This is a genomic window from Paenibacillus sp. S33, assembly GCF_053615415.1.
Genome location: NZ_JBSIEZ010000001.1, coordinates 1,583,877 through 1,610,741 on the forward strand (window position 1 = coordinate 1,583,877; position 26,865 = coordinate 1,610,741).

Consider the following 26,865-nt stretch of genomic DNA (forward strand, 5'->3'; position numbering starts at 1 on the left):
AAGTGGTTGCTAATTGGCCCACAAAAAGGAGGGACCAAAGAAATAAAAAGTTAGCAAATGGATGAAAATAAGACCTAAGCGTCATCAATGAGAAGACCAGCGCCGCATTCCCGGTTCAAACGGGAGTTTGTTGTGTTTTTTTGCTGCTGAGACCGGTTTAAGGGCTTTGACAAAAGATTGAAAACCAACGAAAATCGTAATGGCATTCCTGTGTCAGCCAAAAGGGGGCTGCGCACAGCCAATGAAGAAAGCAAGGGTCGGGTCAAAAACTACAGAAAAGGCGCGCAAAGCGCCGCAACTTGCGCTACACAGATAGAAAACAAACAAACGCAAGATTTTAAGGGGTATAAAAAAGGGGGTAACAAGAGATTATGTTAGACGCTATTTTCGTGACACTCCAGATTATACTGGCGGTGATCGCAGTCTATCAGTTTGCATTCTCCTTGTTCGGATTGGTTCGCAAGAAAAGGAAAGAGCACGCGGCTCCAGAAAAATCATTTGCCATTTTAGTCGCTGCCCACAATGAAGAACAGGTTGTCGGAGCATTGATGGAAAATTTGAAGCAACTTGATTATCCGAAGGAACTTTACGATGTGTTCGTAATCTGTGATAACTGTACAGATAAGACTGCGGACATCGTTCGCGCTCACGGCATGAATGCTTGTGAACGTACGAATCCAAATCTGCGTGGTAAAGGCTACGCTATTGAGTGGATGCTCAAGGAATTATGGGCTATGCCGCGCCAATATGATGCCATTGTCATGTTTGATGCTGACAATTTGGCGCATACCAATTTCTTGAGTGAAATGAACAATGATCTGTGCACAGGTGCCCGTGTTATTCAGGGGTACATTGATACTAAGAATCCTGAGGATTCTTGGATTACAGCGGCATACGGGGTATCTTATTGGTACATCAACCGTTTGTGGCAGCTGTCACGTCACAATCTGAACATGGCTAATTTCCTCGGTGGTACAGGCATGTGCTTTGAAACAAATCTGCTTAAGGAAATGGGCTGGGGTGCAACAAGTCTCGTAGAGGATTTGGAATTCACCATGCGCTGCACACAACGCAACGTATATCCAAGATTTAATTACGATGCCAAGGTATATGATGAAAAGCCGTTGACGTTCAAAGCTTCGTCCAGACAGCGTCTGCGCTGGATGCAAGGTCATTTCACGGTTGCTCGTCGTTATTTCTTCCCGTTGCTGTGGCAAAGTATCAAGCATAGAAGCCTGATTAAATTCGATATGGCTCTTTATGGTCTAAACGTGTATATCGTACTGCTCACCTTCTTGATGACAGTAGCTATGTGGATAGATATTGCGTTATTTGGTGGACCTAATATCGAAAATATTTATGTGCAATTCCCGGCTTGGACCGGTGCTATAGCTGTGGGTCTGAATATTGCTACCTTTGTGATCGCAATGATTTTGGAAAAGGTCACGTTCAAAAAAGTATATCTGTACCTGCTGCTATTCCCGGTATATCTGGTCTCGTGGTATCCGATTACGTTCTATGCGTTCTTTACACAGAACAACAAGCAATGGAGCCATACCCAGCATACGCGTGTCGTTCGCCTGGAAGAGGTTCAGAGCAAGCAAGGTTAATTGGACGGTAAAATAGGACTGAAGATCGGTGTCATTCATTTTTTATTAAAGTGTTGACACCTCGATTGCACCGTGATAAGATATTTGAGTATGTTAATTGAAAAGTATGGATTAATAAGTAGAAGGTCCGACTTCTCACCTGCCCGGTATTGCCGGCTGGTCATGATCCAATGATTTGTGAATTGAACTTTCATGATGAATTGAGTATCAGACAGGGATGTCGGCTGTATAGTCGTCATCCCTTTTTTGTGCTTAAACACAATACAACAATAACAGGTTCTGGAGGTGGAGGGTTATTAGTAAGGAACATATGATCAATGATGAGATTCGGGTGAGAGAAGTACGTCTAGTTGGTGCGAATGGGGAACAAATCGGGATTACACCGACGCGTGAAGCTTTGCAAATGGCGATTGACGCAAACTTGGATCTCGTAAACGTGGCGCCTCAAGCGAAGCCGCCCGTGTGTCGGATTATGGATTACGGTAAATTCCGCTATGAGCAACAGAAGAAAGAAAAGGAAGCCCGTAAAAACCAGAAGATCGTTGACATCAAAGAGGTATGGTTCCGTTCCAACATCGAGGAACATGACTACCAAACCAAGTTTCGCAATGTGGTAAAGTTCCTGAATGAAGGGGACAAGGTGAAATGCTCCGTTCGTTTCCGCGGTCGTGAAATTACCCATGCTAATGTGGGTCAAAAAATTCTCGAACGTGTGAAATTGGAAGTTGCTGATCTTTGTACCGTGGAGCGCCAACCCAAGCTCGAAGGACGCAGCATGATTATGATATTGGCTCCAAAGAGTCAATGACAAATTAAGGAGGAAGTTCAATGCCTAAAATGAAAACACATAGCAGCCTTAAAGGCCGCTTCAAAATTACCGGTACTGGTAAAGTAATGCGTTACAAAGCTTACAAAAACCATTTGCTTTCCCACAAATCCAAACGTGCAAAACGCGTTCTGGGTACTAACCCTGAGATGGCACCTGGGGACGTTAAGCGTCTGAAACAAGGTCTTGCTAACCTGAAATAGCACTAGCACTGCAATGAATGAAGTATAAACATTATTTGGGAGGTCTATTGATATGGCAAGAGTAAAGGGCGGATTCGTCGTTCGTCGTCGTCATAAAAAAGTATTGAAGCTTGCTAAAGGTTATTTTGGTTCCAAACACCGCATTTTTAAAACAGCTAACGAGCAGGTAATGAAATCGCTTGTTTACGCATACCGTGACCGTCGTCAGACGAAACGTAACTTCCGCAGACTGTGGATCGTGCGTATCAACGCAGCAGCTCGTTTGAACGGTTTGTCTTACAGCAAATTGATGCACGGCCTGAAATTGGCTGGTGTGGACATTAACCGCAAAATCTTGGCTGATCTTGCAGTCAATGATATTAATGCATTCAACTCTTTGGCAACTGTTGCTAAAGGCAAAATCAACGCTTAATTATTAATAATGAAGGCGTGGAAACCGCGAAAGCGGTAAAAAGGTATCCCAAGCAGTACGCTGTGTAGGGATGCCTTTTTTTGTACATACTCAATGTTACGGAAAAGACTTCGTTTTCTCCAAAATACGAATAAATATGACGTGAGATGGAAGAATGTATGTTTTTTTTAGCTTTGTAACGCTTACATTGATGAGATTTTAAAAAAAATTGACCCAAGGTTATTAATTGTCTAGATTTTAGCCGATCATAATTGTATAATCTCTAAAGTAAGTCTTCTATACGATCTGTCTCGTCAGTAAATGACATGCAATGAGCATGTACATGTTCAAAGAAAAGAGACAGTCCAGGGATCTAACACTAAGGGGGAACAGTATCAGCATGAAGAAAATGTTCAGTATGTCTTTGGTTATGCTGCTGGCGATCTCGGTCATTCTCGCAGGCTGCGGTAACAAAAATCAAGGTGCGTCCAACGCAAATGGTGGAGACACAGGTGGTTCTGCCAAAACATCGAATGTCCAAATCGGCATGGTTACAGATGTGGGTGGAGTAAACGACAAATCGTTTAACCAATCTGCTTGGGAGGCACTACAAGCCACTGAGAAAGAATCCGGCGTTAAAGTTAAATACCTGCAAAGTAAATCCGATCAAGATTATATTCCTAACCTGAACCAATTTGTTAAGGGTGATTTTAACCTGACTTGGGGAATCGGTTTTAATCTGGCGAATGCGATTGGACAAGTAGCGAAAGACAACCCAAGCAAGAATTTGGCGATCATTGACAGTGTCGTGGATGCGCCTAACGTAAAATCGGTTGTTTTTGCTGAAAATGAAGGTTCCTTCTTGGTGGGGGTTGTAGCTGGTAAGCTTACCAAAACAAACAAAATTGGTTTTGTGGGTGGACAAGAAAGCCCATTGATCAAACGTTTTGAAAAAGGATTCGAAGCAGGAATTAAAGCTGTAAATCCAAATGCAAAATTGGAAGTTAACTACACAAGTGCATTTGATAAGCCGGACCTGGGTAAAGCAGCAGCTGCGACGATCTATAACAGCGGTGCGGATATTATTTTCCATGCAGCTGGCGGATCTGGTACAGGTGTATTTAATGAAGCACTCGCACGTAAGCAACAAGGTCAGCAAGTATGGGTTATTGGCGTAGATAAAGACCAATCACTTGAGTTTGGTGACGACGTAACATTGACTTCGATGGTAAAACGTGTAGATGAAGCTGTAAAACGCGTATCTAAAGAAGTAATTGATGGTAAATTTAAGGGTGGTGTCGAGACACTGGCTCTGAAGGATAATGGTATTGGTTTGGCAGACACATCAACGAAAAACGTACCTAAAGATGTGCTTGATCTTGTAGAACAATACAAGCAAAAAATTATTAAGGGCGAAATTACAGTTCCTTCGAAATAAGTTTTGGCTTGAAGAACATAGAAGTAGCGACAAGGCTGGTTCATAAGACTAGCCTTGTTCTTACGTCTGGAGTTATATGGATTATAACGGGCAAAATCAGCTCATTGGAGCACATACTATAAAGTGTATAAGGGTGATCTCATGGATGCAGCGACCCCCGTCGTTGAGTTAAAGCAAATTACAAAACGATTCCCCGGCATCGTTGCCAACGACTCCATCAGCATCAAGCTGCATAAGGGAGAAATTCATGCCCTTTTGGGTGAGAATGGCGCGGGTAAATCTACGCTTATGAATATTCTTTTCGGACTGTATCAGCCGGATGAAGGGACAATTGAAATCGGAGGTAAACCCGTACAGATTGATAGTCCAAATAAGGCGATTGATCTGGGGATTGGCATGGTGCATCAGCATTTTAAACTCGTACAGCCGTTTACCGTTACCGAAAATATTGTCCTGGGCTCGGAGCCACGTAAGGGTCTGAAAATCAATTATAAAAAGGCTGCCGCAGAAGTACAGCGGTTGTCTGAGCAGTACGGTCTTCAGGTAAATCCGAATGCCAAAATTGAGGATATATCTGTTGGTATGCAGCAACGTGTAGAAATTATCAAAACGCTCTATCGCGGTGCAGATATTCTGATTTTCGATGAGCCTACAGCTGTACTGACACCGCAGGAGATCACTGAGTTGCTGGACATTATGAAGCGCTTGGTCGCTGAAGGCAAATCAATTATTCTTATTACTCATAAACTTAAAGAAATCATGCAAATTGCAGATACGGTTACGATCATTCGCCGAGGTCAGGTTATTGATACGGTCAAGACGTCTGAAACAACACCAAATGAGCTGGCTGAGAAAATGGTGGGCCGTCGTGTGTCCTTTAAAGTGGACAAGCAGCTTGCGCAACCAGGACAAACGGTACTGGAAATGAACAATGTAATTTCTAAAAACAAGGATGGCATTAATGTTCTAAATGAGTTGAACCTGCAGGTCAAGGCGGGCGAGATTTTGGGGATTGCCGGAGTAGATGGAAATGGACAGAGTGAGCTGATTGAAGCTTTGACAGGCTTACGCAAGGTGGATGGCGGAAGCATTCGTTTGCTCGGACAAGAGGTGGCCAATCAGCCACCGCGCAAAATTTCAGAGGCAGGCGTTTCCCATATACCAGAGGACCGTCATAAGCATGGGCTGGTGCTCGATTTTTCTATGAGTGAAAATATGGTGCTGGAGACGTATTACCAGGCGCCTTACAGTAAAAATGGCTTTTTGAACAAAGATGCTATAGAGAAACAGGCCAAAAGTCTTATCGAAAAGTTTGATGTAAGGACACCGGATATTCACACGAAGGCAAGAGCATTATCTGGTGGGAACCAGCAGAAGGCTATCATTGCGCGTGAAATTGATAAAAATCCAGACCTTCTCATTGCAGCACAGCCTACACGCGGTCTGGATGTCGGAGCTATTGAATTTGTCCAGAAACAACTGATTGCCCAACGGGACCAAGGTAAAGCTGTGTTGCTCATATCTTTTGAACTGGATGAGATTATGAATGTATCCGACCGAATTGCTGTCATCTATGAGGGCAAGATTGTCGGAGAAGTGCTGCCAGAAGAAACGAATGACCAGGAACTGGGACTGATGATGGCAGGAAGTGCAGTGAAGAAAGGAGTAGAGAATGGCTAATCTATTGAAAATATTCACAAAAGACTCCTTTGTACTGGCGCTGGTCTCTATTATTTTGGGTCTCCTTCTGGGTGCTATTGTGATGCTGATTGGCGGGTATGACCCTATTGTGGCCTATTCTGCTTTGTTTAGCCGTGTATACGGAGATTCTTATAACTTTGGAGAGGCTATCCGTGAGATGACTCCGCTGGTTTTAACGGGGTTGGCATTTGCTTTTGCGGCCCGCGCCGGATTATTTAATATTGGCGGCGAAGGTCAGTTTCTGGTAGGTATGACAGCTGCTTCGATTGTGGGCATTAAACTCCATGGGTTGCCAGCTATCATACATGCACCGTTGGCTGTGATTGCAGGTGCAGTTTTCGGAGGCCTGTGGGCTGCGATTGCTGGCTATTTGAAGGCCAAACGAGGCGTGAATGAAGTTATTACATGTATTATGATGAACTGGATCGGTCTGTATTTGGCTAATTTGGTGATCAATCAGTTCGCACTTATGGATGGTGAAAATCGTTCTGTGGATATTCAGCCTTCTGCTTCAATTTCCATCGAATGGCTGTCCCAGATGATGGGGAATGCTCGGGTACATTGGGGTACAGTTATTGCTGTGCTGGCGGCAGTCTTTTTCTACATTTTCATGTGGAAAACAAAGCAAGGCTATGAGCTTCGGGCTGTCGGATTTAATCAGGATGCATCCCGCTATGCAGGTATGAATGTAAATCGTAATATCATAAAAGCGATGTTCATTAGTGGAGTTTTTGCCGGATTGGCAGGCGCCTTTGAAGTACTGGGAGTATTCCATTATCAATCTGTTATGGCAGGATCACCGGGAACCGGCTTTGACGGTATCGCTGTAGCCCTGATTGGGATGAATAACCCATTCGGTGTGCTGCTCGGTTCTGTTTTGTTCGGAACGCTTACGTATGGTTCTGCGGGGATGAGCTTTAGCGCAGATGTACCGCCCGAAATTATCCGGGTTGTCATTGGCTCGATTATTTTCTTCATTGCGGCCCAAGGTATTGTACGTTGGGTTGTGAAGCCGCTCTACTCCAAGCGGAAGAAAGAGAAGGTGTTGTAAAATGAGTTGGTTAACACTTGGTGAATTAATCCATACAACGCTCGTTTTTGCGACGGCGATTATTTTTGCGTCTCTCGGCGGAGTTTTTTCAGAAAAATCCGGTGTAACGAACCTCGGGTTGGAAGGACTTATGGTATTTGGAGCGTTTGCAGCGGGTGTTGGCGGATTTTATGCCGAGCAAGCTGGACTAGGAGGCACCTCTGCGGCTTGGGTAGGTGTGTTGTCAGCTGCGGTGTTCGGTATTCTGGTTTCGCTAATTCATGCTGTAGCCTCTATTACGTTTAAAGCCGATCAGGTAATAAGTGGTATAGTTATCAACTTTTTGGCAGCAGGTAGTACACTGTACATGGTCAAGCTTTTATTTGAGGGTGATGGTGACACGGGTCGGATTCAGGGTTTCAACGAAATATCCATCCCTTACCTTGTGGATATCCCGATTGCAGGAAAAGCCTTTTTCCAAGCCTATCCAACGACATACTTAGCCATTCTATTAGTTATTATTGGCTATTTTACTTTGTATAAAACACCGTTTGGCTTGCGTTTGCGTTCCGTTGGGGAGCATCCAGGAGCGGCCGATACAGTGGGTATTAAAGTAAATCGTCTTCGGTATATTGGTGTTATGATCAGTGGGGCGTTGGCTGGGATTGGTGGGGCTACAATCACTCTGACTACAACCAATATGTTCTCGCACAATACAGTTTCGGGACAGGGATATATTGCTATTGCCGCTATGATTTTCGGTAAATGGAATCCGCTCGGCGCTTTTGGCGCAGCAGTGTTTTTTGGTTTTTCACAAGCCATTCGCAACTATGTGCAGCTGTTCGCATGGTCCCAAAGTATTCCCCAGGAAATTATTTTTATGTTGCCTTATCTCCTGACGATTATTGTACTGGTAGCGGCTGTCGGACGTTCACGTGCTCCGGCCGCTTTGGGTCAACTTTATGATCCAAGCAAGCGTTAAAACTTATAAATAGCTGATGTGTATGTTTTGAAAATGTACATTGGTGTATAAAAAATCTGGTATCTGCATGTGCAGGTACCAGATTTTTTTATATTGTGCAGGCATTTAAACATACGCCACTGGCATGAATGGAATAGACTGTGCTATGCAGATTGGACGGGACGCTCGGCCCCTGTCAGCTCCGGTCTATTTTGTGGTGGTGATGAGCTATCAAGGAGCCGTTCAATCTGTCCATCCGTTGAGAAAGAAGGAGGAAATACGATGAAACAGGCAGTAACCAGAAAGCAGGTGGAGAAGCTTGTTGGTAAAGTCATCTTTGCTACTCGCAAGGATGGTTCCCAGGTCAGCGGCAAGCTGATTCGCATTTCGGGTAACCGACTGGTTCTTCAACCAAACCGCAAGAAAAAAGTAAACACGAAGGCGATTATTCCTCTGGTGCTGTTTGACTTGCTTGCCATCGGCACAGCTCCATACATTGGTGCCTATGGTGGGGGATATGGTGGCTACGGTCCAGGTTATGGAGGACCAGGATATGGTCCGCAGCCAGGCCCGTATACAGACGGGGGGTACCCCGGAGTAGGATATCCGTATTACCCTAATTTATTTTAGTCATACAAAATCTTGAGCTCGAAAAAGATACTTTTTACAGTGACTTTTCGAGTTCGTGGCATCGGCTCAGAGCTACGTAGCGCAGCATTTGATATTGATGACGCAGATAAAAATGGATCCCCCTGATATTGTCTTCGTCCACCATAACTTTAGCCCGCTTGCAGCGACGAAGTCGTCCGTAGTGTTCGGCATGCTCCAGCAGTTTTTTTCCGTATCGCATACCTTGATGAGCTGAAGAGATTGCGATCAAATCAATGTATAATAGTTCGCCATGCAGCATAACATGAATGAAGCCAACAACCTGTGCATTATCCGGTCTGCAAGCTACAAAAGTGATGCCCCGGTTTAAGCGCCGGGGTAATTCTTTGCGTATTTGTTCCATTTCTTGGGCACTTAAATGCGATAGGGGGACAAGCTCTTGCTCGATGAGACGAAAGATAATGGTGTCATCTTGATAGCTGCGTTTTCGAATCATAAACGGGCCTCCTTTTCTACCCTTTTAACAAGATAAGACGTGGCTTTGGAGGAGTGCACTGTCTCACCGTGTGGTCTTTTTTATAATATGCGGGTACCTCTTACAAGCGTGCGACTCTGAGGTGCTTCAGAAAAGAAACATGAATTTTTATGAAATATGGGTATTGACTATCCCAGATGAGAGACATATAATGTGTCTAAACATTTGAAAGAATGACATGAACTCAACGGCAATGAAGAGGACGAAGTGATTAGGGCTCTTTTGTTCAGAGAGTGAGGCATTAGCTGCAAGCTTCACCAAAATCCCTTTTTAACGAGCTCACCTTGGAGCTGTTTTCCTGAAAAGTATTTGGGCCCGATGATATTAACGGTGCGCTGAATCACCTATTAGGGAAAATCGTACGGTCTACGTTACAGACGCCAGATATGGAGATCCTTTGTGATTTCTGTACCTGCCAAGGTTCGATATTGCGAAATATCGGGCAAACACGGGTGGTACCACGGAAGCTACAGCCTTTCGTCCCTCAGTAACAGCAAGTCTGTTCTAGGGATGAAAGGTTTTTTTGTTTTTACAAATGTCAGATGTATGTAAATTTTGTAAAGGAGGATGACCAATGAGTGCACAAATTCCTGAAGTTAGGTCAACCAATGAATTACGTGAAAAGTGGATGAAGCCTGAAGTGATTACAGGTTCGGAAATTTTACTCCGTAGCCTGTTGCTGGAGGGAGTAGATTGTGTCTTCGGATATCCTGGTGGTGCAGTGCTTTATATCTATGATGCCATGTATGGCTTTAAGGATTTCAAGCATGTCCTCACTCGTCACGAGCAAGGAGCTATTCATGCGGCAGATGGTTATGCACGGGCGAGCGGTAAAGTGGGTGTCTGTATCGCGACTTCCGGACCTGGAGCGACAAACCTGGTAACTGGTATTGCGACGGCTTTTATGGATTCGGTGCCGTTAGTGGTCATCACGGGTAACGTTATATCTTCCCTGATCGGTACGGATGCTTTCCAGGAAGCCGATATCACGGGAATTACAATGCCGATTACGAAGCACAGCTATCTGGTAAGAGATGTGGAGGATCTGCCGCGAATCATCCATGAGGCATTTCATATTGCCAACACAGGGCGCAAGGGACCGGTGCTGATTGATATTCCGAAGGATATTTCTGCAGCCCAGACGTTGTTTGTTCCACAAACGGAACCTGTGACCATGCGGGGTTATAACCCGAAAGTGATACCCAACAAAATTCAACTAGACAAGCTAACTCAAGCTATTTCCGAAGCAGAACGTCCATTCATTCTGGCAGGTGGAGGAGTTGTATACTCCGGTGGACATGAAGCACTTTACGAGTTTGTTCGTAAAACGGAAATTCCTATTACGACAACATTGCTCGGATTGGGTGGTTTCCCAAGTGGACATGAACTGTGGACGGGGATGCCGGGGATGCATGGAACATACACCTCCAATCAAGCGATTCAACAGTCAGATCTGTTGATCTGTATCGGAGCCCGCTTCGATGATCGGGTAACAGGCAAGTTGGATGGGTTTGCTCCTCAAGCTAAAATCGTCCACATTGATATCGACCCTGCTGAAATTGGAAAAAATGTTGCAGCAGATATTCCTATCGTGGGTGACGTGAAGGCAGTGCTGGAATTGCTGAATCAGGATGTGAAACGTGCGGATCGAGCTGATGCATGGAGAGCGCAAATTCAGCATTGGAAGAAAGAGAAACCTTATTCATATAAGGATTCTGAAACGGTGCTTAAACCACAATGGGTTGTTGAGTTGTTGGATGAAACGACCAAGGGCGGCGCAATCGTAACGACGGACGTGGGACAGCATCAAATGTGGGCAGCACAGTATTACAAATTCAATCAGCCACGTTCATGGGTCACCTCTGGTGGACTCGGTACGATGGGATTTGGTTTCCCTTCTGCAATCGGCGCTCAGATGGCAAATCCTGACAGATTGGTAATATCGATTAACGGGGACGGCGGTATGCAGATGTGTTCGCAGGAATTAGCCATCTGTGCAATCAATAACATTCCGGTTAAAATCGTAATTATCAACAACCAGGTTCTTGGAATGGTTCGCCAATGGCAGGAATTGATCTATAACAATCGGTATAGTCACATTGACCTGGCTGGAAGTCCGGATTTTGTGAAACTTGCCGAAGCATACGGAGTCAAAGGACTGCGTGCTACGAATAAGGAAGAGGCACGTCGGGCTTGGCAGGAGGCGCTTGATACACCCGGACCGGTCGTTGTCGAGTTTGTAGTCAGCAAGGAAGAGAATGTATATCCGATGGTGACGCAAGGTTCGACAATTGATCAAATGCTGATGGGGGACGAGTAAAATGACAACAAAAAATACCATTGCTGTACTGGTAAATGATCAACCCGGCGTTTTGCAACGTGTGTCCGGCCTGTTCGGTCGCCGAGGCTTTAACATTGAGAGCATAACTGTGGGACAATCGGAAGAAGTTGGATTATCCCGTATGGTCATTGTGACTGTAGGGGATGAGAACAACTTGGAGCAGATTGAAAAGCAGCTTTACAAGCTGGTTGATGTGATCAAGGTCATCGATCTCAGTTCCAAGCCGATGGTAGCTCGGGAATTGGCGATGATAAAGGTAAAGGCAGAACCGCCTCAGCGGCCAGAGATCATGGGTGTGGTAGAAACATTCAGAGCAGCTGTAATTGATGTTGGAACGACGAGCTTGATCGTACAGGTCATTGGCGATACAGAAAAAATTGATGCCATGATCGAGTTGTTGAAGCCTTACGGTATTCGGGAGTTGACTCGAACCGGGGTTACAGCTATGATACGTGGCAATGCTTAATATGAAGCTTTAACGAATTACCGCTTATAGCGCATTACATCAATAAAGAACCGCCCGCATAAGAGCGGGGGCTCGAAGAGATTTTTAGATACTGAGCACGAGGGAAAGTCTCTTGGGGTACCCGCTCATTATGAAGGGTCCAATTAAAAGGAGGAAATTAACCATGGCAGTTACAACGTACTACGAAAAAGATGCAGAACTCAGCGTATTGAAAGGAAAGACAGTGGCCGTTATTGGTTACGGTAGCCAAGGACATGCTCAAGCACAAAACTTGCGTGACAGTGGTGTGAATGTTGTTATTGGTTTGCGTGAAGGCAAATCAGCTGATGTCGCAAGAAACGACGGTTTTGAAGTTCTGAACGTAGCTGATGCAACAAGCCGTGCAGATGTGGTTCAAATTTTGTTACCTGATGAAACTCAAGCTTCTGTGTACAAAAATGAAATTGAACCTAACCTGAAAAAAGGCGCAGCTCTTTTGTTCTCCCATGGTTTCAACGTTCATTTTGGACAAATCGTAGCTCCTAAAGATAGCGATGTATTGCTGGTTGCTCCAAAATCCCCAGGACATATGGTACGTCGTACCTATGTAGAAGGGTTTGGAGTACCGGGGTTGATCGCAATTGAGCAGGACGCAACGGGTCAAGCCAAAGAAATCGGTCTTGCATACGCAAAAGGCATTGGCTGTACACGTGCGGGCGTAATTGAAACCTCCTTCCGTGAAGAAACGGAGACGGATCTGTTCGGTGAGCAGGCGGTATTGTGTGGCGGCGTGAGCGCACTCGTAAAAGCGGGCTTTGAAACATTGACTGAAGCAGGTTATGCTCCTGAGATGGCATACTTTGAATGCTTGCATGAGCTTAAGCTGATCGTTGACTTGATGTATGAAGGTGGATTGGCAACGATGCGTGATTCCATCAGTAATACAGCGGAATATGGCGATTATGTAACTGGACCACGCGTGGTAACGGAAGATACGAAGAAAGCCATGAAGGATGTATTGACTGACATTCAACAAGGTAAATTTGCTCGTGACTTCATCCTTGAAAATCAATCTGGACGTGCATTCCTGACGGCTACTCGTCGTAATGAAGCTAACCATCCGATTGAAGTGGTGGGCGGACAATTGCGTGAAATGATGCATTGGATCAAAAAGTAATAATCTTTTGTACTATGAACTCGACAACATGAATTATTTATAAATATTAATTACAATGCGGCCCTGCTTATTGCGTGAGCCGCATTGTAATTTAAGGGTCCTAATCCTGAGGAGGTGCGTTAGGTTGCGCAAAATATATATATTTGACACAACGTTGAGAGACGGAGAACAGTCACCTGGCGTGAACTTGAATACTCGTGAGAAAGTGGAGATCGCTCATCAGTTGGAGAAGCTAGGAATCGATCGTATGGAGGCTGGGTTCCCGGCTGCTTCTCCGGGTGATCTGGCGGCTGTTAATGCAGTAGCAAAAGCTGTGAAAAATTCGACGGTTATTGGTCTTTCGCGTGCAAGGGAACAGGATATTGATGCGGTTCGCGAGGCACTCAAGGGAGCTCAGGACCCGTGTATCCATATCTTTTTGGCAACTTCTCCTATTCACCGTCAGCATAAGCTGCGGATGGAGAAGGCACAGGTATTGGAAACTGCTCGTGCTGCCATACGCTATGGGTTGAAATATTTGCCTAAAGTGGAGTTTTCTTTGGAGGATGCAGGTCGTACAGAGCTTGATTTTGTGGTTGAAATGGTCACCATGGCTGTACAAGAAGGGGCTTCTGTCGTCAACATTCCAGATACGGTAGGTTACTTGACACCCTACGAGTATGGAAATATATTCAAACACATTAAGGAAAATGTGATCGATGTGGAGAAGATTCAATTGAGTGCACATTGCCACAATGACCTGGGAATGGCTACTGCTAATACACTCGCTGCCATCCTGAACGGCGCGGATCAGATCGAGGGAACCATCAACGGTATTGGTGAACGCGCTGGAAACACGGCCATTGAGGAAATCGCCATGGCACTGGAGACGAGACAAGAATTTTTTCAGGCCAAAACATCTCTGCAATTGTCTGAAATTGCGCGCACGAGCCGTTTGGTTAGCCGTTTGACGGGGATGGTAGTGCCGGGCAACAAGGCGATTGTTGGAGCCAATGCTTTTGCGCACGAATCAGGTATTCATCAAGACGGCATGCTGAAAGAGAAAACGACCTATGAAATCATGACACCAGAAAGCATCGGTCTGAAAGAAAGCAAGCTGGTACTTGGTAAGCACTCAGGTCGTCATGCTTTCCGTGAGCGTTTGATCGAGTTGGGCTACGAATTGAACGAAGAAGATCTGAATCGCGCTTTTGGGCAGTTCAAGGATCTGGCTGATAAGAAGAAGGAAGTTTCGGACGATGATATTTTGGCATTGCTGGAAGAAAAATTGGCCGATGCACCTGAAGTCTTCAAGCTGGAAACGATTTTTGTTACCTACGGGAACAAGGCTACGCCTTCCGCACAAGTACGTCTGGTTAACGATGAAGGTCAGGTTATCGAGACAGAAGCTGAAGGAAATGGTTCAGTCGATGCGATCTACAATGCGATTGACCAAGCCAGCAGCGAAAGCGTTGTACTTTCAGATTACTCCATCAAGTCAGTTACCCATGGTAAGGACGCCCTGGGTGAAGTCCATGTAGTGCTGACGCAAAACGGACTGTCTGTGCAGGGACGCGGGGTAAGTACCGATATTCTGGAAGCAAGTGCTCGGGCTTACGTAGATGCGCTAAATGGTTTGATCGACAAGCGTAAAAACTACAGTAATCGCGTAGATTATAAATCTTAATTTTATGCAGACTTAAGAGTTAGATATATACAGGATCGGATGTTTCCGGTCCTGTTTTCTTTTTCTCTGATGAAAAAATCAGCTTATAGGCTGTGCCTATTGAATTGATAGATTCTATATCTTGGTCAAAGTCCTGCCATGTATGTTACAAAGAAGGTATGAAAAATACGGTTATATAGCTGTATAACAAGAGGAGTGTACGTGATGGCAGACGTTAAAAAGATTGCGGTAATAGCGGGAGATGGAATTGGACCTGAAGTGGTCGCAGAGGCAGAGAAAATTTTGAAACGTACGGAAGAAGTGTTCGGCCTTTCATTTGAAACGGAGCATGCGCTGTTCGGCGGGATTGCGATTGATAAGAAGGGCACACCATTGCCGGAAGAAACACTGGCAGTATGTCAATCTGCAGATGCCGTTCTGCTGGGAGCGGTAGGAGGACCACAATGGGACAACAATCCAAAGGAGCTTCGTCCTGAAACTGGACTGCTGGGCATTCGTAAAGAGCTCGGTCTGTTTTCGAATCTTCGTCCTGCTGTCGTCTTTGACTGTCTCAAGGACGCATCTACATTGAAACCGGAAGTGTTGGAAGGAACGGACCTGATCGTGGTGCGCGAACTGACGGGCGGCATTTATTTCGGTGAGAAGTTCAGACGAGAAAGTCCTCAGGGTGAGGAAGCAGTCGATACTTGTGCATATAATGTAACAGAAGTAGAGCGTATAGTGCGCCAATCTTTCGAAATTGCACAAAAACGTCGCAAGAAACTAGCATCGGTGGATAAGGCTAATGTACTGGAAACCTCCCGTTTATGGCGTGAAGTAGTTAACCGGGTTGCTGTAGACTACCCGGATGTCGAGCTGGAGCATGTATTGGTTGATAATTGCGCCATGCAATTGCTGCGTCGTCCATCTAGCTTTGACGTCATCGTGACGGAAAATATGTTTGGTGACATTCTCAGTGATGAAGCGGCTATGCTGACCGGATCCATCGGCATGCTCTCCTCCGCATCACTTGGAGAAGGCAGCTTCGGCCTATACGAGCCGGTACATGGCTCGGCGCCTGACATTGCAGGTCAAGGGCTGGCGAATCCCATTGCAACGATTTTGTCCGTTGCTTTGATGTTCCGTCTCACCTTCGGGTACGAAAAGGCAGCTGATGCCATTGAGAGAGCGGTAGCTGAGGTATTGGATGCAGGGCACCGTACGGCGGATATTGCGGTGGATAAATCTCAAGCGATCTCGACAACTCAAATGGGCGATCTGATCGCAGCAGCTATTCGTTAAAAACTCCATAAATGTACCCGTTCTAAAAAAAAGCTTCCTATTATATAGTAAGGTTATACAGTACAGCCTTTTCGGCAAATGTTTAGCACAGTAGCTCCTGAGCAATCAGGAGCTACTTATATATTCAAAAGTTCAAAATGTGAATAAACCGTGAATTTTTAAGCTAGTTTAAAATAATTATAAAAAAGTAATGGTTATAATGTTGACTTTGATTTCAGTGAATGATAACATTTATCAAGTAAGTGTTCATTACAATACAGATGATTGAGGAAAACACATTCGGTGTTTTTCTTACATATTTTAAAGGAGGATTTCATTATTATGGCAGAAAGATTGGTAGGAAGACCCGCCCCTGATTTTGCATTGGAAACAGTGACTGGAGACGGTCAAGAATTTGGTTCGGTGAAGCTTTCCGATTACCGTGGCAAGTGGCTCGTATTTTTCTTCTATCCACTGGATTTCACTTTTGTGTGCCCTACGGAAATTACAGCGTTGAGCGATGCTGCTGACCAATTCAAAGAGCTGGATACTGAAATTCTGGGTATCAGTGTAGACTCCGTGCACAGCCACAAAGCATGGATCAACACAGCTAAAGAAAACAATGGTCTGGGCAAACTGAACTTCCCATTGGCTTCTGACATCACGAAGAAAACAGCAAGCGATTATGGCGTTCTGATCGAAGAAGAAGGCGTTGCATTGCGCGGCTTGTTCATCATTGATCCAGAAGGCGAATTGAAATATCAAGTGGTTAACCACAACGACGTAGGCCGCAGTGTGGAAGAAACTTTGCGTGTACTGCAAGCTTTGCAATCCGGTGGCTTGTGCCCAATGAACTGGAAACCAGGCGATCAAAATCTGTAATATAAGCTTCACAAGTTGAAATTAAACAAGCAAGCCCCCAACTAGCGGTTACTTTGCCGTTATTGGGGGCTTGCTTGCCTGCTCTGTGCAGCGCAAGATGTGAGGATATCCTGTTTAAATGAGACAATATAGAGTGAAGTAACAAATAATTATGGAAATGTTGTTGTGTTCTGGAGGAATTTTGCCTGATGAAAGCGAATAAGGTATTGTAGAAGATAAACAAGGCAGAACAGGTTTTGTTCAGAGGAGGCTGAGCCCGGATGAGTTATTGCTGTGGAGCAAGCATGGTAGGAACCAAGGGAACGCTGAAGCATTACCGCACCCAAGTTCATAATGTTCCTTTGCTGTTTTGCCCGGTATGTCGTCGCATTGAAGTTCATTATAAAGTCGAAAATGAGTATGAAATTCTGGCTGAATATGCACATGGAGATGGGGCAACCGAGATTGATTTTCAGGATTATGTCATGGAAGACGATGATACGATATTTGAAAATTGTGTGAATCGTGAAAGTGAAGATGCCTTTGAAATTGTGAAGCGTCAAATTGACATATCTCTGGATTTATTGATGGTAGCCAAACAGATGAATGATGAAAAATGGCAGGGAGAGCTTAAGAGAAGACTGGCCGTTATGAGCCAAAGACGATCCCGACTTCAACATAATAAGAGCGGCAGTTGACATCCTACACACCAAAGAAGCTCTCAATTCTGGAGAGCTTCTTTGGTGTGTAGGGCGCTTGTTCCTAACGTAATCTTTCATTTTGGTAATGTTGCGCAGATATTATGACGAAAGAAAACAGGATAAAAATGTGGATTCGACACTTTTTCCGATTGACTGCGATCCTTAATCTTGTCTATCATAAAATAAGACTCGAATTGGAAAGAGATGGTCGGATTTCTGTGAAACTGTTTTCTACATCATTGAAGGGTAGTCGATAGATGCCTTTCTCTTCTTCAAGATTATTACGCGTCCGAAACGGCCAGTTTGTCATTCCGAAACAAGGGGGAAGCCTGGCATGATCAGTGAATTCCAAGAAGCCTTGCTTGATACCGTGGGAGCTTGTCCTTCCACACAGATCGCCAATAACAAGTATGAAAATGTGCTGGAGAACCTGGATAGTGGTATCATGCTGTTTGACAGTGACGGGGTACTGACCTTTATTAACGTGCAAATGGCGAAATTGCTGGAGCTACCACGGAGTTCGCTAGCAGGTCGCAATTTGATGCAAATTTTGCATCATCCTGAGTTAAGTCGGTTTAAGAAGAAGAAAATCATGCGGATTTATAAAGAAACTATCTTTCATAGAAAGCGCTATCACGAGTTGATTGATGAGTATGGTCGGCATTGGTTGATAACAGTGACCTATGGTGATCAGATGGATGGGGATTTTTTGTTTAGCGTCAAGGATGTGTCGGATTATAAGCAGATTGAGCAGACGGCGTATCAAAACGATAAGCTGGCGATGCTGGGACGCATCTCTGCCTCTATCGCCCATGAAATCCGTAACCCGCTTACCGCAATTCGGGGCTTTATTCAATTGCTTCGGCCACATTTGGTGGAGTTGGGCAGGGACGAGTATGCCCGCATTATATTAACAGAGATTGATCGTGCGAACGACATTATTTATGAGTTCTTAAATTCGTCCAAGCCTTCGGCTCCGCAAAAAACAGCTGTATCTGTGATGGGCTTGCTGAAAGAGGTAGTGATGCTGACAGAAAGCGAAGCATTAATGAAGGGTTGCCAGATTGCATTGGACGAAAATGATGAGCTCATGAAGGTTTCCATTGATGTGAAGCAGATTAAGCAGGTTATCCTCAATATGATTAAAAATGCGATGGATGCCATTGAAAGCATCAGTGGGGAACGAGAGGGCTTCATCGATATCCATACAGTGCTTGAGGGTAATTATGTCCACATTTGTATTGAAGATAACGGATTAGGTATGGATCACAATACATTGGCGCGTTTATTTGATCCTTTTTTTACAACAAAAGAAAGTGGAACCGGATTGGGATTGGCTGTGAGCTATCGAATTATCAAAAATCACGGAGGCTTCATACATGTAGACAGTAAACATGGAAGTGGCACACAATTCAAAATCACGCTTCCTGTAGTTTAATATGGGGAGGTTTTCGCAGAGGGGTCCTGTACATACTATTTCTTTTATGTTGTGCAGCGTTGGGGTATAGGTATCACCTTTTTGGAAAAGGTTGTCTGAAGCGCATAATCTGACAAGATGATGCGCTTTTTTGGTGCTGTAAGCTCGGTTATTTGCGTAAATGCGAAAATTAATTCATGAATTTAAGACAAAAAAATGATTCACCTTTCACAGATTAAATGCTATTATATACCAGAATACAACATTATTTTTGATACTATAGACTTAAACAACGGCTTCCAAAGCTGTCAAACGTCTTAGATGATCGGAATCTCCGATATGCAGGGGGCTGAAGAGGCTGAATGAGTATACGGCTGGAAGTAAAAAAAACGATAGGTATCGGCATTGCTTCGATAGTTTTGTTTGTCTTGGTTCAGTTATTTCACGTAACTTTGAATAAGATATACTCCCATAATGTTTTTTTCTTGTTATATCCGATTGTAGGATTTTCCTGTGCTGCGATTTGTTTTTCTATTTTTTATCAGTCCTGGTCCGTTTTACTGGAACAGTTATCCTTGCAGAGACTTTTTATTGCCCCGACGTTTTTGGTGGCTGGTCTGCTTTACCTTGTTCATATTGTTTCGTTTAGTTTCGTAAGCCTGACGGACTTTGCTTTGTCTCCGGGCATTTCGTTATGGCTGCTATTTGTAAATCGTGCCGTTACTTCTGTCTTGCTCTTATGTGTTTGTTTCCTCCCGTTTAGCAAGACGAAGTCTGAATACAAGACAGTGGCTTTGTGGGCAGGGATAGGCTGCACTTTGCTGATTCTAGGAGTTATTAAGACATTTGGTGCAGACTTACCGGATCTACGTATACGATACGAAATAGGCAACCTGGGCTGGACATTAAATCTGGCTGTCATGTTACTGCTTGTGCTCACTTTTATTTTCGGGGTACGAAAATATCGGAAAGCCCGCCCGGCGGAGTTGGGCATGTTGCTTATTGTTCGTGGGATTGGGCTGTGTGTTGTGAGTCAGTTGTTCTATTTATTTTCTGAGCAAATGAGCGATATTAATCACCTTTTGGGACTTTTGACCAACGCGGTAGCATTTTATAATATGTTGAGCGGGCTGGTTCGGTTGATGATTCTGGTTCCTTATCGTGAAAAGCAGGCAGCAGAATCTGAGTTTAATCACATTGCCTATAATGATGATATAACAGGACTCCCCAATCGTCGTCGCCTTTCCCAACGCTTAGATAAAATATTGCGCAAATCATTGAAATCGGATGAGACAGTAGCGCTTTTAGTGCTGAATATTGATCGTTTCAAGGCGATTAATGATTCGCTTGGACATATGGCAGGGAATTATTTGCTGTATGCGGTAGGCGAACGCTTGGGGCATTTTAGCCATGAAGGGGAAGCTGTCTTTAGCATGGGCGGAGATGAATTTGCCTTTCTTCTAACGGGATACGAAGATACAGATGCTATGAGAAATCGTATTGATGATATGGTGAAGCTGTTCGATCAGCCTTTCGATATTAATGGCGAATCCTATCATGTGATGGTGAGTGTTGGTATAGCTTTATACCCGTTGGATGCGAATCAGAGCGAACAGCTTATTCAGCAGGCGGATACGGCTGTCCATAGTGCCAAAGAGCAGGGAGTGAATTTTCAGCGGTATGCTAGCGCGATGCAGATGCGAGCGCATGAAAGACTCCAGCTGGAAAATGATCTGCGGCGAGCGCTTGAAAATGAGGAATTTTCATTGGTATATCAACCACGTGTCCACCTGCAAAGTGGCGAGCTAACGAGTTTGGAGGCGCTGGTGCGATGGAATCATCCTCATCGTGGGATGGTGATGCCGGGCGATTTTATTCCGGTGGCTGAAGAAAGTGGTTTAATTGTGCCCTTGGGGGAATGGGTATTAAGGGAGGCCTGTCTGCAAAATAAGCAATGGCAGGAGCTCGGGTACCCACCCATCCCGATTTCGGTCAATTTATCCATGCGCCAATTTCAGCAAAAAAAGCTGGTGGATGTCATTCGGGACATTTTGACCTATACGGAACTTGAAGCACGCTATCTAGAGCTTGAGATTACCGAAAGTATGACCTTTGATAAGGATCGGGCCTTTGAACAGTTGAAAAAAATAAAGGCTATTGGTGTCGCAATCAGTATTGATGATTTTGGAACTGGCTATAGCTCATTGCATTATTTGAAGAATCTCCCGATTGATCGTCTAAAAATTGACCGTTCCTTTGTAAATGAGGTACTGGTCGACAGCAAAAATGCGGCAATTGTATCTACTATTGCCTCCATGGCTCACCATTTGAAGCTGAAGGTTACGGCTGAAGGAGTGGAAAATGAGGAGCAGCTTCATTTTTTGCAGGCACAGGATTGTCATGAGGGTCAGGGATATTACTTTAGTCGCCCCATTCCTGCAGAAGTTTTTGAAAAATTGTTTTTACGTAAACCTATGAATTGGCTGGCTCAGGATAGTATGTAGTATGCTTGCATTTTGCTGAAAGGTAAGTTATACTAAATAACATCCTGATTCAGCTGGTTGACGATAGGTTAAGCGTGTCATACATAAGAATCGAGATGTTATAAAATGCGGGTGTAGTTCAATGGTAGAACTTCAGCCTTCCAAGCTGATAGCGTGGGTTCGATTCCCATCACCCGCTTACTGTTTTAAGAAGTTCGAAACCCTTGTGAGGCAAGGGTTTTTGTTTTGTTTGGAGCTAGATAAATGCATTATAGCCGGGGTGCCGACGGGGTATCACGGCTTTTTGCGTTCTTATGAACTATTTTTACATTGCTGCACAAAAATAAAATATAAAATATTTAGCTTAGATGCTATAAATAAACAGATAAAAAGAACTATTTACCAATTACTAAAAAATAAGTATAGTCGGATTGTCGGGATTTAACTTAAAAAAGGATGGTGTAGCTGCAATGAGGAAAATTTCTTTTCTGTTTTTAGCATTAACTTTGATGCTGTTTACTTTTTCAGCAAGTTCTACGTTCGCCGCTGCTGATTTTCCAAATACGTCGACGAATGGAATGACTGGTTTTGCCGGACAGGCTAAAAGTGAAAATGGAGCTGCAAAGCCTGCCACAACGGGGGGGAAAGGCGGTCAGGTCATTTATATCAATAATCTAAACGATTTGAAAAACCAGTTAGGGGATTCCACTCCTAAAATTCTGGTGATCGAAAAAAATATCTCTGCCTCCTCTAAAACCGTGGTTAACATTGGTTCCAACAAATCACTCATTGGTTCTTACGCGCAACACAAGCTGGTTAACATTCATTTGAAAACAACCAATAATTCGGGAAATGTGATCTTTCAAAATTTAACTTTTGAGCACAGTGCCAACATTAACGGTAACGATGACATCCAACTTTATCTCACTGCAGGTACAAATTATTGGATTGATCATGTTACATTTGCAGGTCACAGTTATAATGCGAATGGCTCGGATCTGGACAAACTTTTGTACATAGGTCAATCGGCTGATTATGTAACCATTAGTAACTCCAAATTTGCTAATCATAAATATGGTCTCATTTTGGGATACCCTGATGATGGCAATAAAAATTATGATGGCATGCCCCATATCACGATCGCCAATAATTACTTTGAAAACTTACTTGTACGTGGACCAGGACTTATGAGATATGGGTATTTTCATGTTAAAAATAATTATATTAATAATTTCCAGCTTGCTTACACCATTGCTACGAATGCAAGAATCTATTCTGAGTACAACTACTTTGGAAAAGGTAGTGAAAAGGGCGGTATTCTTGATGATAAAGCCAATGGCGAGTTTAAAGATGTGGGGAGTTTTCCCGCCATCAACAACCAAAAATCGCGTGTAACCAGCTGGAATCCAAGCAAAAACTATAGCTATCAGGTTCAGACTCCTGAATATACTAAAGAGTTTGTAACGAAATATGCAGGTTCGTCCAATACAACTTTGGTATTTGGAAAATAACGCGGGTTATTTGCAAATGCATTGTGATCTGCTATACTGACTGCAAGTAAGTATCCCATGAAAAGGAAGGTAACCATACGTCCGATGAAGTAAGCACACTGATTTTCCCACTTAACTGCACAGTTACTGGCAGGCGGCTGTAAGCTGCAACGGGAGAAGTGTGTCTGAAAATGAATATAGGGACGTATGCGTATATTCCGGAACGGGATTTGGCTTATTCGTTTACGGTATTATTTTTCATAAGCGTATGTTCTGAGACGATTCATAACAGTCATTCTATATTCCTTGTATGCAAGCCGCAGCCTTCTGCGGCTTTTTTTATTGCTTCCGGGGTCAAAAAACCGGACTGGGAAAGGATGAGCGGTATGAGAACGATTTTACGTATTCGCAATGTAGTAAAGGATTGGAACGGGACATCTTTATTTGAGAATGTGTCGTTGGATGTGATGGAAGGAGAACGGCTCGCACTGTTTGGAAGAAATGGAGCAGGTAAGACGACGCTATTGCGAATATTGCTGGGAGATGAAGCGCCAACCTCTGGTCAAGTAGAGCATGATTTGCCACTGGAAGAGCGGGGCTGGCTGAAGCAGCAGGATACGGTGGATTGGTCTCGAACCGCACTGGAAGCCGCACAGCAGGCCAGCCCTCGGCATTGGCTTCTCAAGCAAGCGTTGGGACAGCTGGAAGCTGACCTAGCCAATGCTGGGAAGGATATGGAGAATCATCTGGAGCGTTACGGCGAGCTGATGGATGAATACGAACGCCTGCAAGGCTTTGCCTGGGAGTCTGAGGTGGAAAAGGCGCTCACTCGAATGGGAATGCCTGTCCAGACGTGGTCCATTGCTTATGGTGACCTGAGTGGCGGACAGAAGACGAGAGTGCGATTAGCAGGACTCATGGTCAGGCAGCCGAAGCTGCTGGTGCTGGATGAGCCGACCAACCATTTGGATGCCGAAAGCTTGCTTTGGCTGGAGCAGTGGCTGTCCACGTATCCAGGAACACTGCTGTTTGTATCGCATGACAGAGCCTTTTTGGATCGGGTGGCTACGAGTATAGTAGAGCTCACATCGACAGGTATTGGGCGCTATAAAGGCGGCTATAAGGAATATAAAGCGCAAAAGGAGCGAGAACTGCGAGAGCAGGAAGCCAACTATCGGAAGCAGGAGCTGGCGAAACAGGCGCTGGAGGAAACGATTCGAAATTACAGGGAATGGTTTCATCAGGCGCATCGTGGCGCATCCAAGGTTGAGATGGCCGTTACGCAGAGCTTTTATAAGGCCAAGGCTAAAAAAAATATTTCCCGTTACCATGCGAAGGAGAAGGAACTGGAGCGACTGGAAGCCAATAGAGTAGAGCAACCGCGTGAGGCTGCGTCTTTGCACATGAAATTAAGTGACAGCGGGTTTCAGGCAAAATATTTGCTGCGTGCTGAGCAGGTTGACTTTAGCTACGACGACCGTATCATTGTGAAAAATCTAAATCTGATCGTTGCACGTGGAGACCGTCTGGCTGTTCGGGGGCCCAATGGAATTGGTAAAACCACGCTGCTTCGGTTATTAACTGGTCAACTGGAGCCGCAGACAGGAAAAATCACAACCAACCCACAGTTGAACATCGGATATTTTTCACAGGAGCTAGAGCAGCTTCCAGAGGATCAAACGTTGCTGGACAGTCTGCTTGCACTCCCGACGATGACTCAAACAGAAGCGAGAACGGTGTTGGGCTGCTTCCTTTTTGCGAAAGAGGACGTATTTAAAAGGATCGGGACACTCAGTATGGGAGAAAAATGCAGGGTAGCTTTTCTGCGTCTGTACTTTAGTGGAGCCAATCTGCTGGTGCTGGATGAACCCACGAATTATTTTGACATTGAAACCCGTGAAATTGTAGAGGATTCTTTGCGCAACTATGATGGAGCACTGGTGCTCGTCTCACATGATCGGGAGCTGGTGAGGTGCACGGCAACTCGGTTACTGGATATGAAGCCGGGGGGCGGATATGAAATCTATGAGGGGACAGCTGACGAAAAGCAAGAAGATGAGCGGAGCCGTCAACGGGAGCCAGAAGACCAGGAGCGGCGTGAGGAACGGCTTCGATTACAATTGCGTCTTACAGAGTTAATGGGAATGACGGGCACGAATGACGAAAACGAGAAGTTGTTGAGCGAAATCAGGCGCATTCGTGCAAATCTGGAGCGGTTGGATGATCTCGATATCTAAAGAAATGAAACGTATGCCCTGCTTGCCAAAGCGCGGTAGTTTGCATATAATAATGAACAATAGTTCGAATTTTTGAAAATGTCTTGATGGAGAAGAGTAGACAGTGTCCGATTGAACAGGGAGGAAGCGCCGTAGGATTGAGAGCGTTTCTGCAAATACTGGGCTGTTGAAGTTCGCTCCGGAGCAGTTCCTTGAACCTCAGACGCCATGTGAATGGCGAATGTGCAAGTAGGGGATACCGGTTCACGACCGTTACAACGTGTAGAGCGAGACGATGATGCATAGCATGAAAATCACCTGTAACTAGTTGCCATAAGGCAGAATGCTGGGTGAGCTGAGCTTATTGTCTAACGAGGGTGGTACCACGGTCTTTTCGTCCCTTACCGGGAGAAAAGACCTTTTTTTGTTGTCTGAAAAGCTGGAAATGAAGAAAGGGGACTGAACAGGCGATGAGCGAAACCATCCAAATGAAGGAACATTTGCTGGCCTTGAAGGAAGAAGCACTGAAAGTATTGGAGAAGGTGGCGACACCCAAGGAGCTGGCTGATTTACGGGTCAAATATTCGGGGAAAAAGGGCGCATTGACTGAAATCTTGCGCGGTATGGGCAAGCTGAGCGCGGAAGAGCGTCCAGTTGTTGGACAGGTAGCCAATGAGGTGCGCGAGGCGATTGAAGAAGTCGTTAACCGTAAGCAGGACGAGTTCACGAAAGCAGAAACAAATGAGCGTTTGCAAGCGGAAAAGATCGACGTTACGCTGCCTGGACGCGCGTTGCCGCAAGGTGGACTGCACCCGCTCAACAAAGTGATTGAGCAAATCGAGGATATTTTTACAGGTATGGGCTATCGAGTGGCTGAAGGTCCACAGGCAGAGACGGATTATTATAACTTCGAAGCATTGAACCTGCCTAAAAATCACCCAGCACGGGATATGCAGGATTCATTTTACCTGACCGAGGATCTGTTGATGCGTACCCATACGTCACCGGTTCAGATTCGTGCAATGGAAGCGATGAAGGGCGAAACGCCTATTAAGGTTATCTGTCCGGGTACGGTTTTCCGACGTGATGATGACGATGCAACGCATTCTTTTCAATTCCACCAAATTGAAGGGCTTGTCATTGGAAAAGACATTCGTATGAGTGATTTGAAAGGAACCTTACTTCAATTTGCACGCGAAATGTTCGGAGAATCGACCGAAATCCGTTTGCGCCCAAGCTTCTTTCCGTTCACAGAGCCGAGCGCTGAAGTAGACGTGACTTTTGTGAAGAAAAATGGCGAGCGTGTATGGATTGAAATTTTAGGCTGTGGCATGGTCCATCCGAAAGTGTTGGAGATGGGCGGTTTTGATCCCGAGGTGTACAGCGGCTTTGCATTCGGTATGGGTGTAGAGCGGATTGCTATATTGAAATACGGTATCGACGATATTCGTCATTTTTATAACAGTGACCTGTCGTTCCTGAAACAGTTTGCGCGTCAATAAAC

The 26,865-nt window shown here is 44.8% G+C and carries 22 protein-coding genes and 1 tRNA gene; 22 read left to right on the forward strand and 1 reads right to left on the reverse strand.

Features of this window, described 5'->3' with window-relative positions; translation table 11 throughout:
* Positions 1–371: 371 nt before the first annotated feature.
* The 9 genes from ACWGXJ_RS07465 (at position 372) to ACWGXJ_RS07505 (ending at position 8,790) form a co-directional block, all read left to right on the forward strand.
* Positions 372–1,610, forward strand: coding sequence for a glycosyltransferase family 2 protein (locus ACWGXJ_RS07465; protein WP_103047663.1), 1,239 nt, complete (start codon positions 372–374; stop codon positions 1,608–1,610).
* A gap of 310 nt (positions 1,611–1,920) precedes the next feature.
* On the forward strand, positions 1,921–2,418 hold the full coding sequence (gene infC / locus ACWGXJ_RS07470; protein ID WP_013309378.1) for a translation initiation factor IF-3: 498 nt from the start codon (positions 1,921–1,923) through the stop codon (positions 2,416–2,418).
* A 20-nt stretch (positions 2,419–2,438) separates the two neighbouring features.
* On the forward strand, positions 2,439–2,639 hold the full coding sequence (rpmI, locus tag ACWGXJ_RS07475) for a 50S ribosomal protein L35 (RefSeq protein WP_013309379.1): 201 nt from the start codon (positions 2,439–2,441) through the stop codon (positions 2,637–2,639).
* A 52-nt stretch (positions 2,640–2,691) separates the two neighbouring features.
* Positions 2,692–3,051 (forward strand): 50S ribosomal protein L20, encoded by a 360-nt coding sequence (gene rplT, locus ACWGXJ_RS07480; protein WP_007429517.1) that lies wholly within the window; start codon positions 2,692–2,694, stop codon positions 3,049–3,051.
* 379 nt (positions 3,052–3,430) lie between these two features.
* Positions 3,431–4,468 carry a BMP family lipoprotein gene (locus tag ACWGXJ_RS07485; protein WP_322162678.1) on the forward strand — a complete coding sequence of 346 codons (1,038 nt, stop codon included), beginning with the start codon at positions 3,431–3,433 and terminating at the stop codon, positions 4,466–4,468.
* Positions 4,469–4,609: 141 nt separating this feature from the next.
* On the forward strand, positions 4,610–6,148 hold the full coding sequence (locus ACWGXJ_RS07490) for an ABC transporter ATP-binding protein (protein ID WP_023987756.1): 1,539 nt from the start codon (positions 4,610–4,612) through the stop codon (positions 6,146–6,148).
* A complete protein-coding gene (locus tag ACWGXJ_RS07495) occupies positions 6,141–7,220 on the forward strand; it encodes an ABC transporter permease (protein ID WP_039269736.1) in 1,080 nt (359 codons plus the stop codon). Before ACWGXJ_RS07490 ends, ACWGXJ_RS07495 begins: the two co-directional genes overlap by 8 nt.
* Position 7,221: 1 nt before the next feature.
* Positions 7,222–8,181, forward strand: a complete 960-nt coding sequence (locus tag ACWGXJ_RS07500) for an ABC transporter permease (RefSeq protein WP_010349245.1) — start codon at positions 7,222–7,224, stop codon at positions 8,179–8,181.
* A gap of 261 nt (positions 8,182–8,442) precedes the next feature.
* Positions 8,443–8,790: a hypothetical protein gene (locus ACWGXJ_RS07505; protein ID WP_023987757.1), complete on the forward strand. Its 348-nt coding sequence runs from the start codon at positions 8,443–8,445 to the stop codon at positions 8,788–8,790.
* 34 nt (positions 8,791–8,824) lie between these two features.
* Here the strand turns inward: ACWGXJ_RS07505 and ACWGXJ_RS07510 are convergent, their stop codons facing one another.
* Positions 8,825–9,265: a GNAT family N-acetyltransferase gene (locus ACWGXJ_RS07510; protein WP_250267868.1), complete on the reverse strand. Its 441-nt coding sequence runs from the start codon at positions 9,263–9,265 to the stop codon at positions 8,825–8,827.
* 613 nt (positions 9,266–9,878) lie between these two features.
* Here ACWGXJ_RS07510 and ilvB point away from each other — a divergent pair.
* From ilvB to pheS, 13 genes are all read left to right on the forward strand, one after another.
* Positions 9,879–11,624, forward strand: coding sequence for a biosynthetic-type acetolactate synthase large subunit (ilvB, locus tag ACWGXJ_RS07515; protein ID WP_061829126.1), 1,746 nt, complete (start codon positions 9,879–9,881; stop codon positions 11,622–11,624).
* A gap of 1 nt (position 11,625) precedes the next feature.
* On the forward strand, positions 11,626–12,111 hold the full coding sequence (ilvN, locus tag ACWGXJ_RS07520) for an acetolactate synthase small subunit (RefSeq protein WP_023987760.1): 486 nt from the start codon (positions 11,626–11,628) through the stop codon (positions 12,109–12,111).
* A gap of 163 nt (positions 12,112–12,274) precedes the next feature.
* Positions 12,275–13,267: a ketol-acid reductoisomerase gene (ilvC, locus tag ACWGXJ_RS07525; protein ID WP_013309387.1), complete on the forward strand. Its 993-nt coding sequence runs from the start codon at positions 12,275–12,277 to the stop codon at positions 13,265–13,267.
* A gap of 124 nt (positions 13,268–13,391) precedes the next feature.
* Positions 13,392–14,933 carry a 2-isopropylmalate synthase gene (locus ACWGXJ_RS07530; RefSeq protein ID WP_452566496.1) on the forward strand — a complete coding sequence of 514 codons (1,542 nt, stop codon included), beginning with the start codon at positions 13,392–13,394 and terminating at the stop codon, positions 14,931–14,933.
* A gap of 204 nt (positions 14,934–15,137) precedes the next feature.
* Positions 15,138–16,214: a 3-isopropylmalate dehydrogenase gene (gene leuB / locus ACWGXJ_RS07535; RefSeq protein WP_452566497.1), complete on the forward strand. Its 1,077-nt coding sequence runs from the start codon at positions 15,138–15,140 to the stop codon at positions 16,212–16,214.
* Positions 16,215–16,535: 321 nt separating this feature from the next.
* Complete coding sequence (locus ACWGXJ_RS07540; RefSeq protein WP_023987763.1) at positions 16,536–17,075, forward strand: peroxiredoxin; 540 nt, start codon at positions 16,536–16,538, stop codon at positions 17,073–17,075.
* Positions 17,076–17,335: 260 nt separating this feature from the next.
* A complete protein-coding gene (locus tag ACWGXJ_RS07545; protein WP_013309391.1) occupies positions 17,336–17,752 on the forward strand; it encodes a hypothetical protein in 417 nt (138 codons plus the stop codon).
* 337 nt (positions 17,753–18,089) lie between these two features.
* A complete protein-coding gene (locus ACWGXJ_RS07550) occupies positions 18,090–19,193 on the forward strand; it encodes an ATP-binding protein (protein WP_061829128.1) in 1,104 nt (367 codons plus the stop codon).
* Positions 19,194–19,534: 341 nt separating this feature from the next.
* Positions 19,535–21,676, forward strand: a complete 2,142-nt coding sequence (locus ACWGXJ_RS07555; protein WP_250267869.1) for a bifunctional diguanylate cyclase/phosphodiesterase — start codon at positions 19,535–19,537, stop codon at positions 21,674–21,676.
* Positions 21,677–21,783: 107 nt separating this feature from the next.
* A tRNA-Gly gene (locus ACWGXJ_RS07560) sits at positions 21,784–21,854 on the forward strand.
* 310 nt (positions 21,855–22,164) lie between these two features.
* Positions 22,165–23,166: a polysaccharide lyase family 1 protein gene (locus ACWGXJ_RS07565; RefSeq protein ID WP_231109407.1), complete on the forward strand. Its 1,002-nt coding sequence runs from the start codon at positions 22,165–22,167 to the stop codon at positions 23,164–23,166.
* A 365-nt stretch (positions 23,167–23,531) separates the two neighbouring features.
* On the forward strand, positions 23,532–25,382 hold the full coding sequence (abc-f, locus tag ACWGXJ_RS07570) for a ribosomal protection-like ABC-F family protein (RefSeq protein WP_452567879.1): 1,851 nt from the start codon (positions 23,532–23,534) through the stop codon (positions 25,380–25,382).
* Between the two features lie 449 nt (positions 25,383–25,831).
* Positions 25,832–26,863 carry a phenylalanine--tRNA ligase subunit alpha gene (gene pheS / locus ACWGXJ_RS07575; protein ID WP_323873428.1) on the forward strand — a complete coding sequence of 344 codons (1,032 nt, stop codon included), beginning with the start codon at positions 25,832–25,834 and terminating at the stop codon, positions 26,861–26,863.
* Positions 26,864–26,865: the final 2 nt, after the last annotated feature.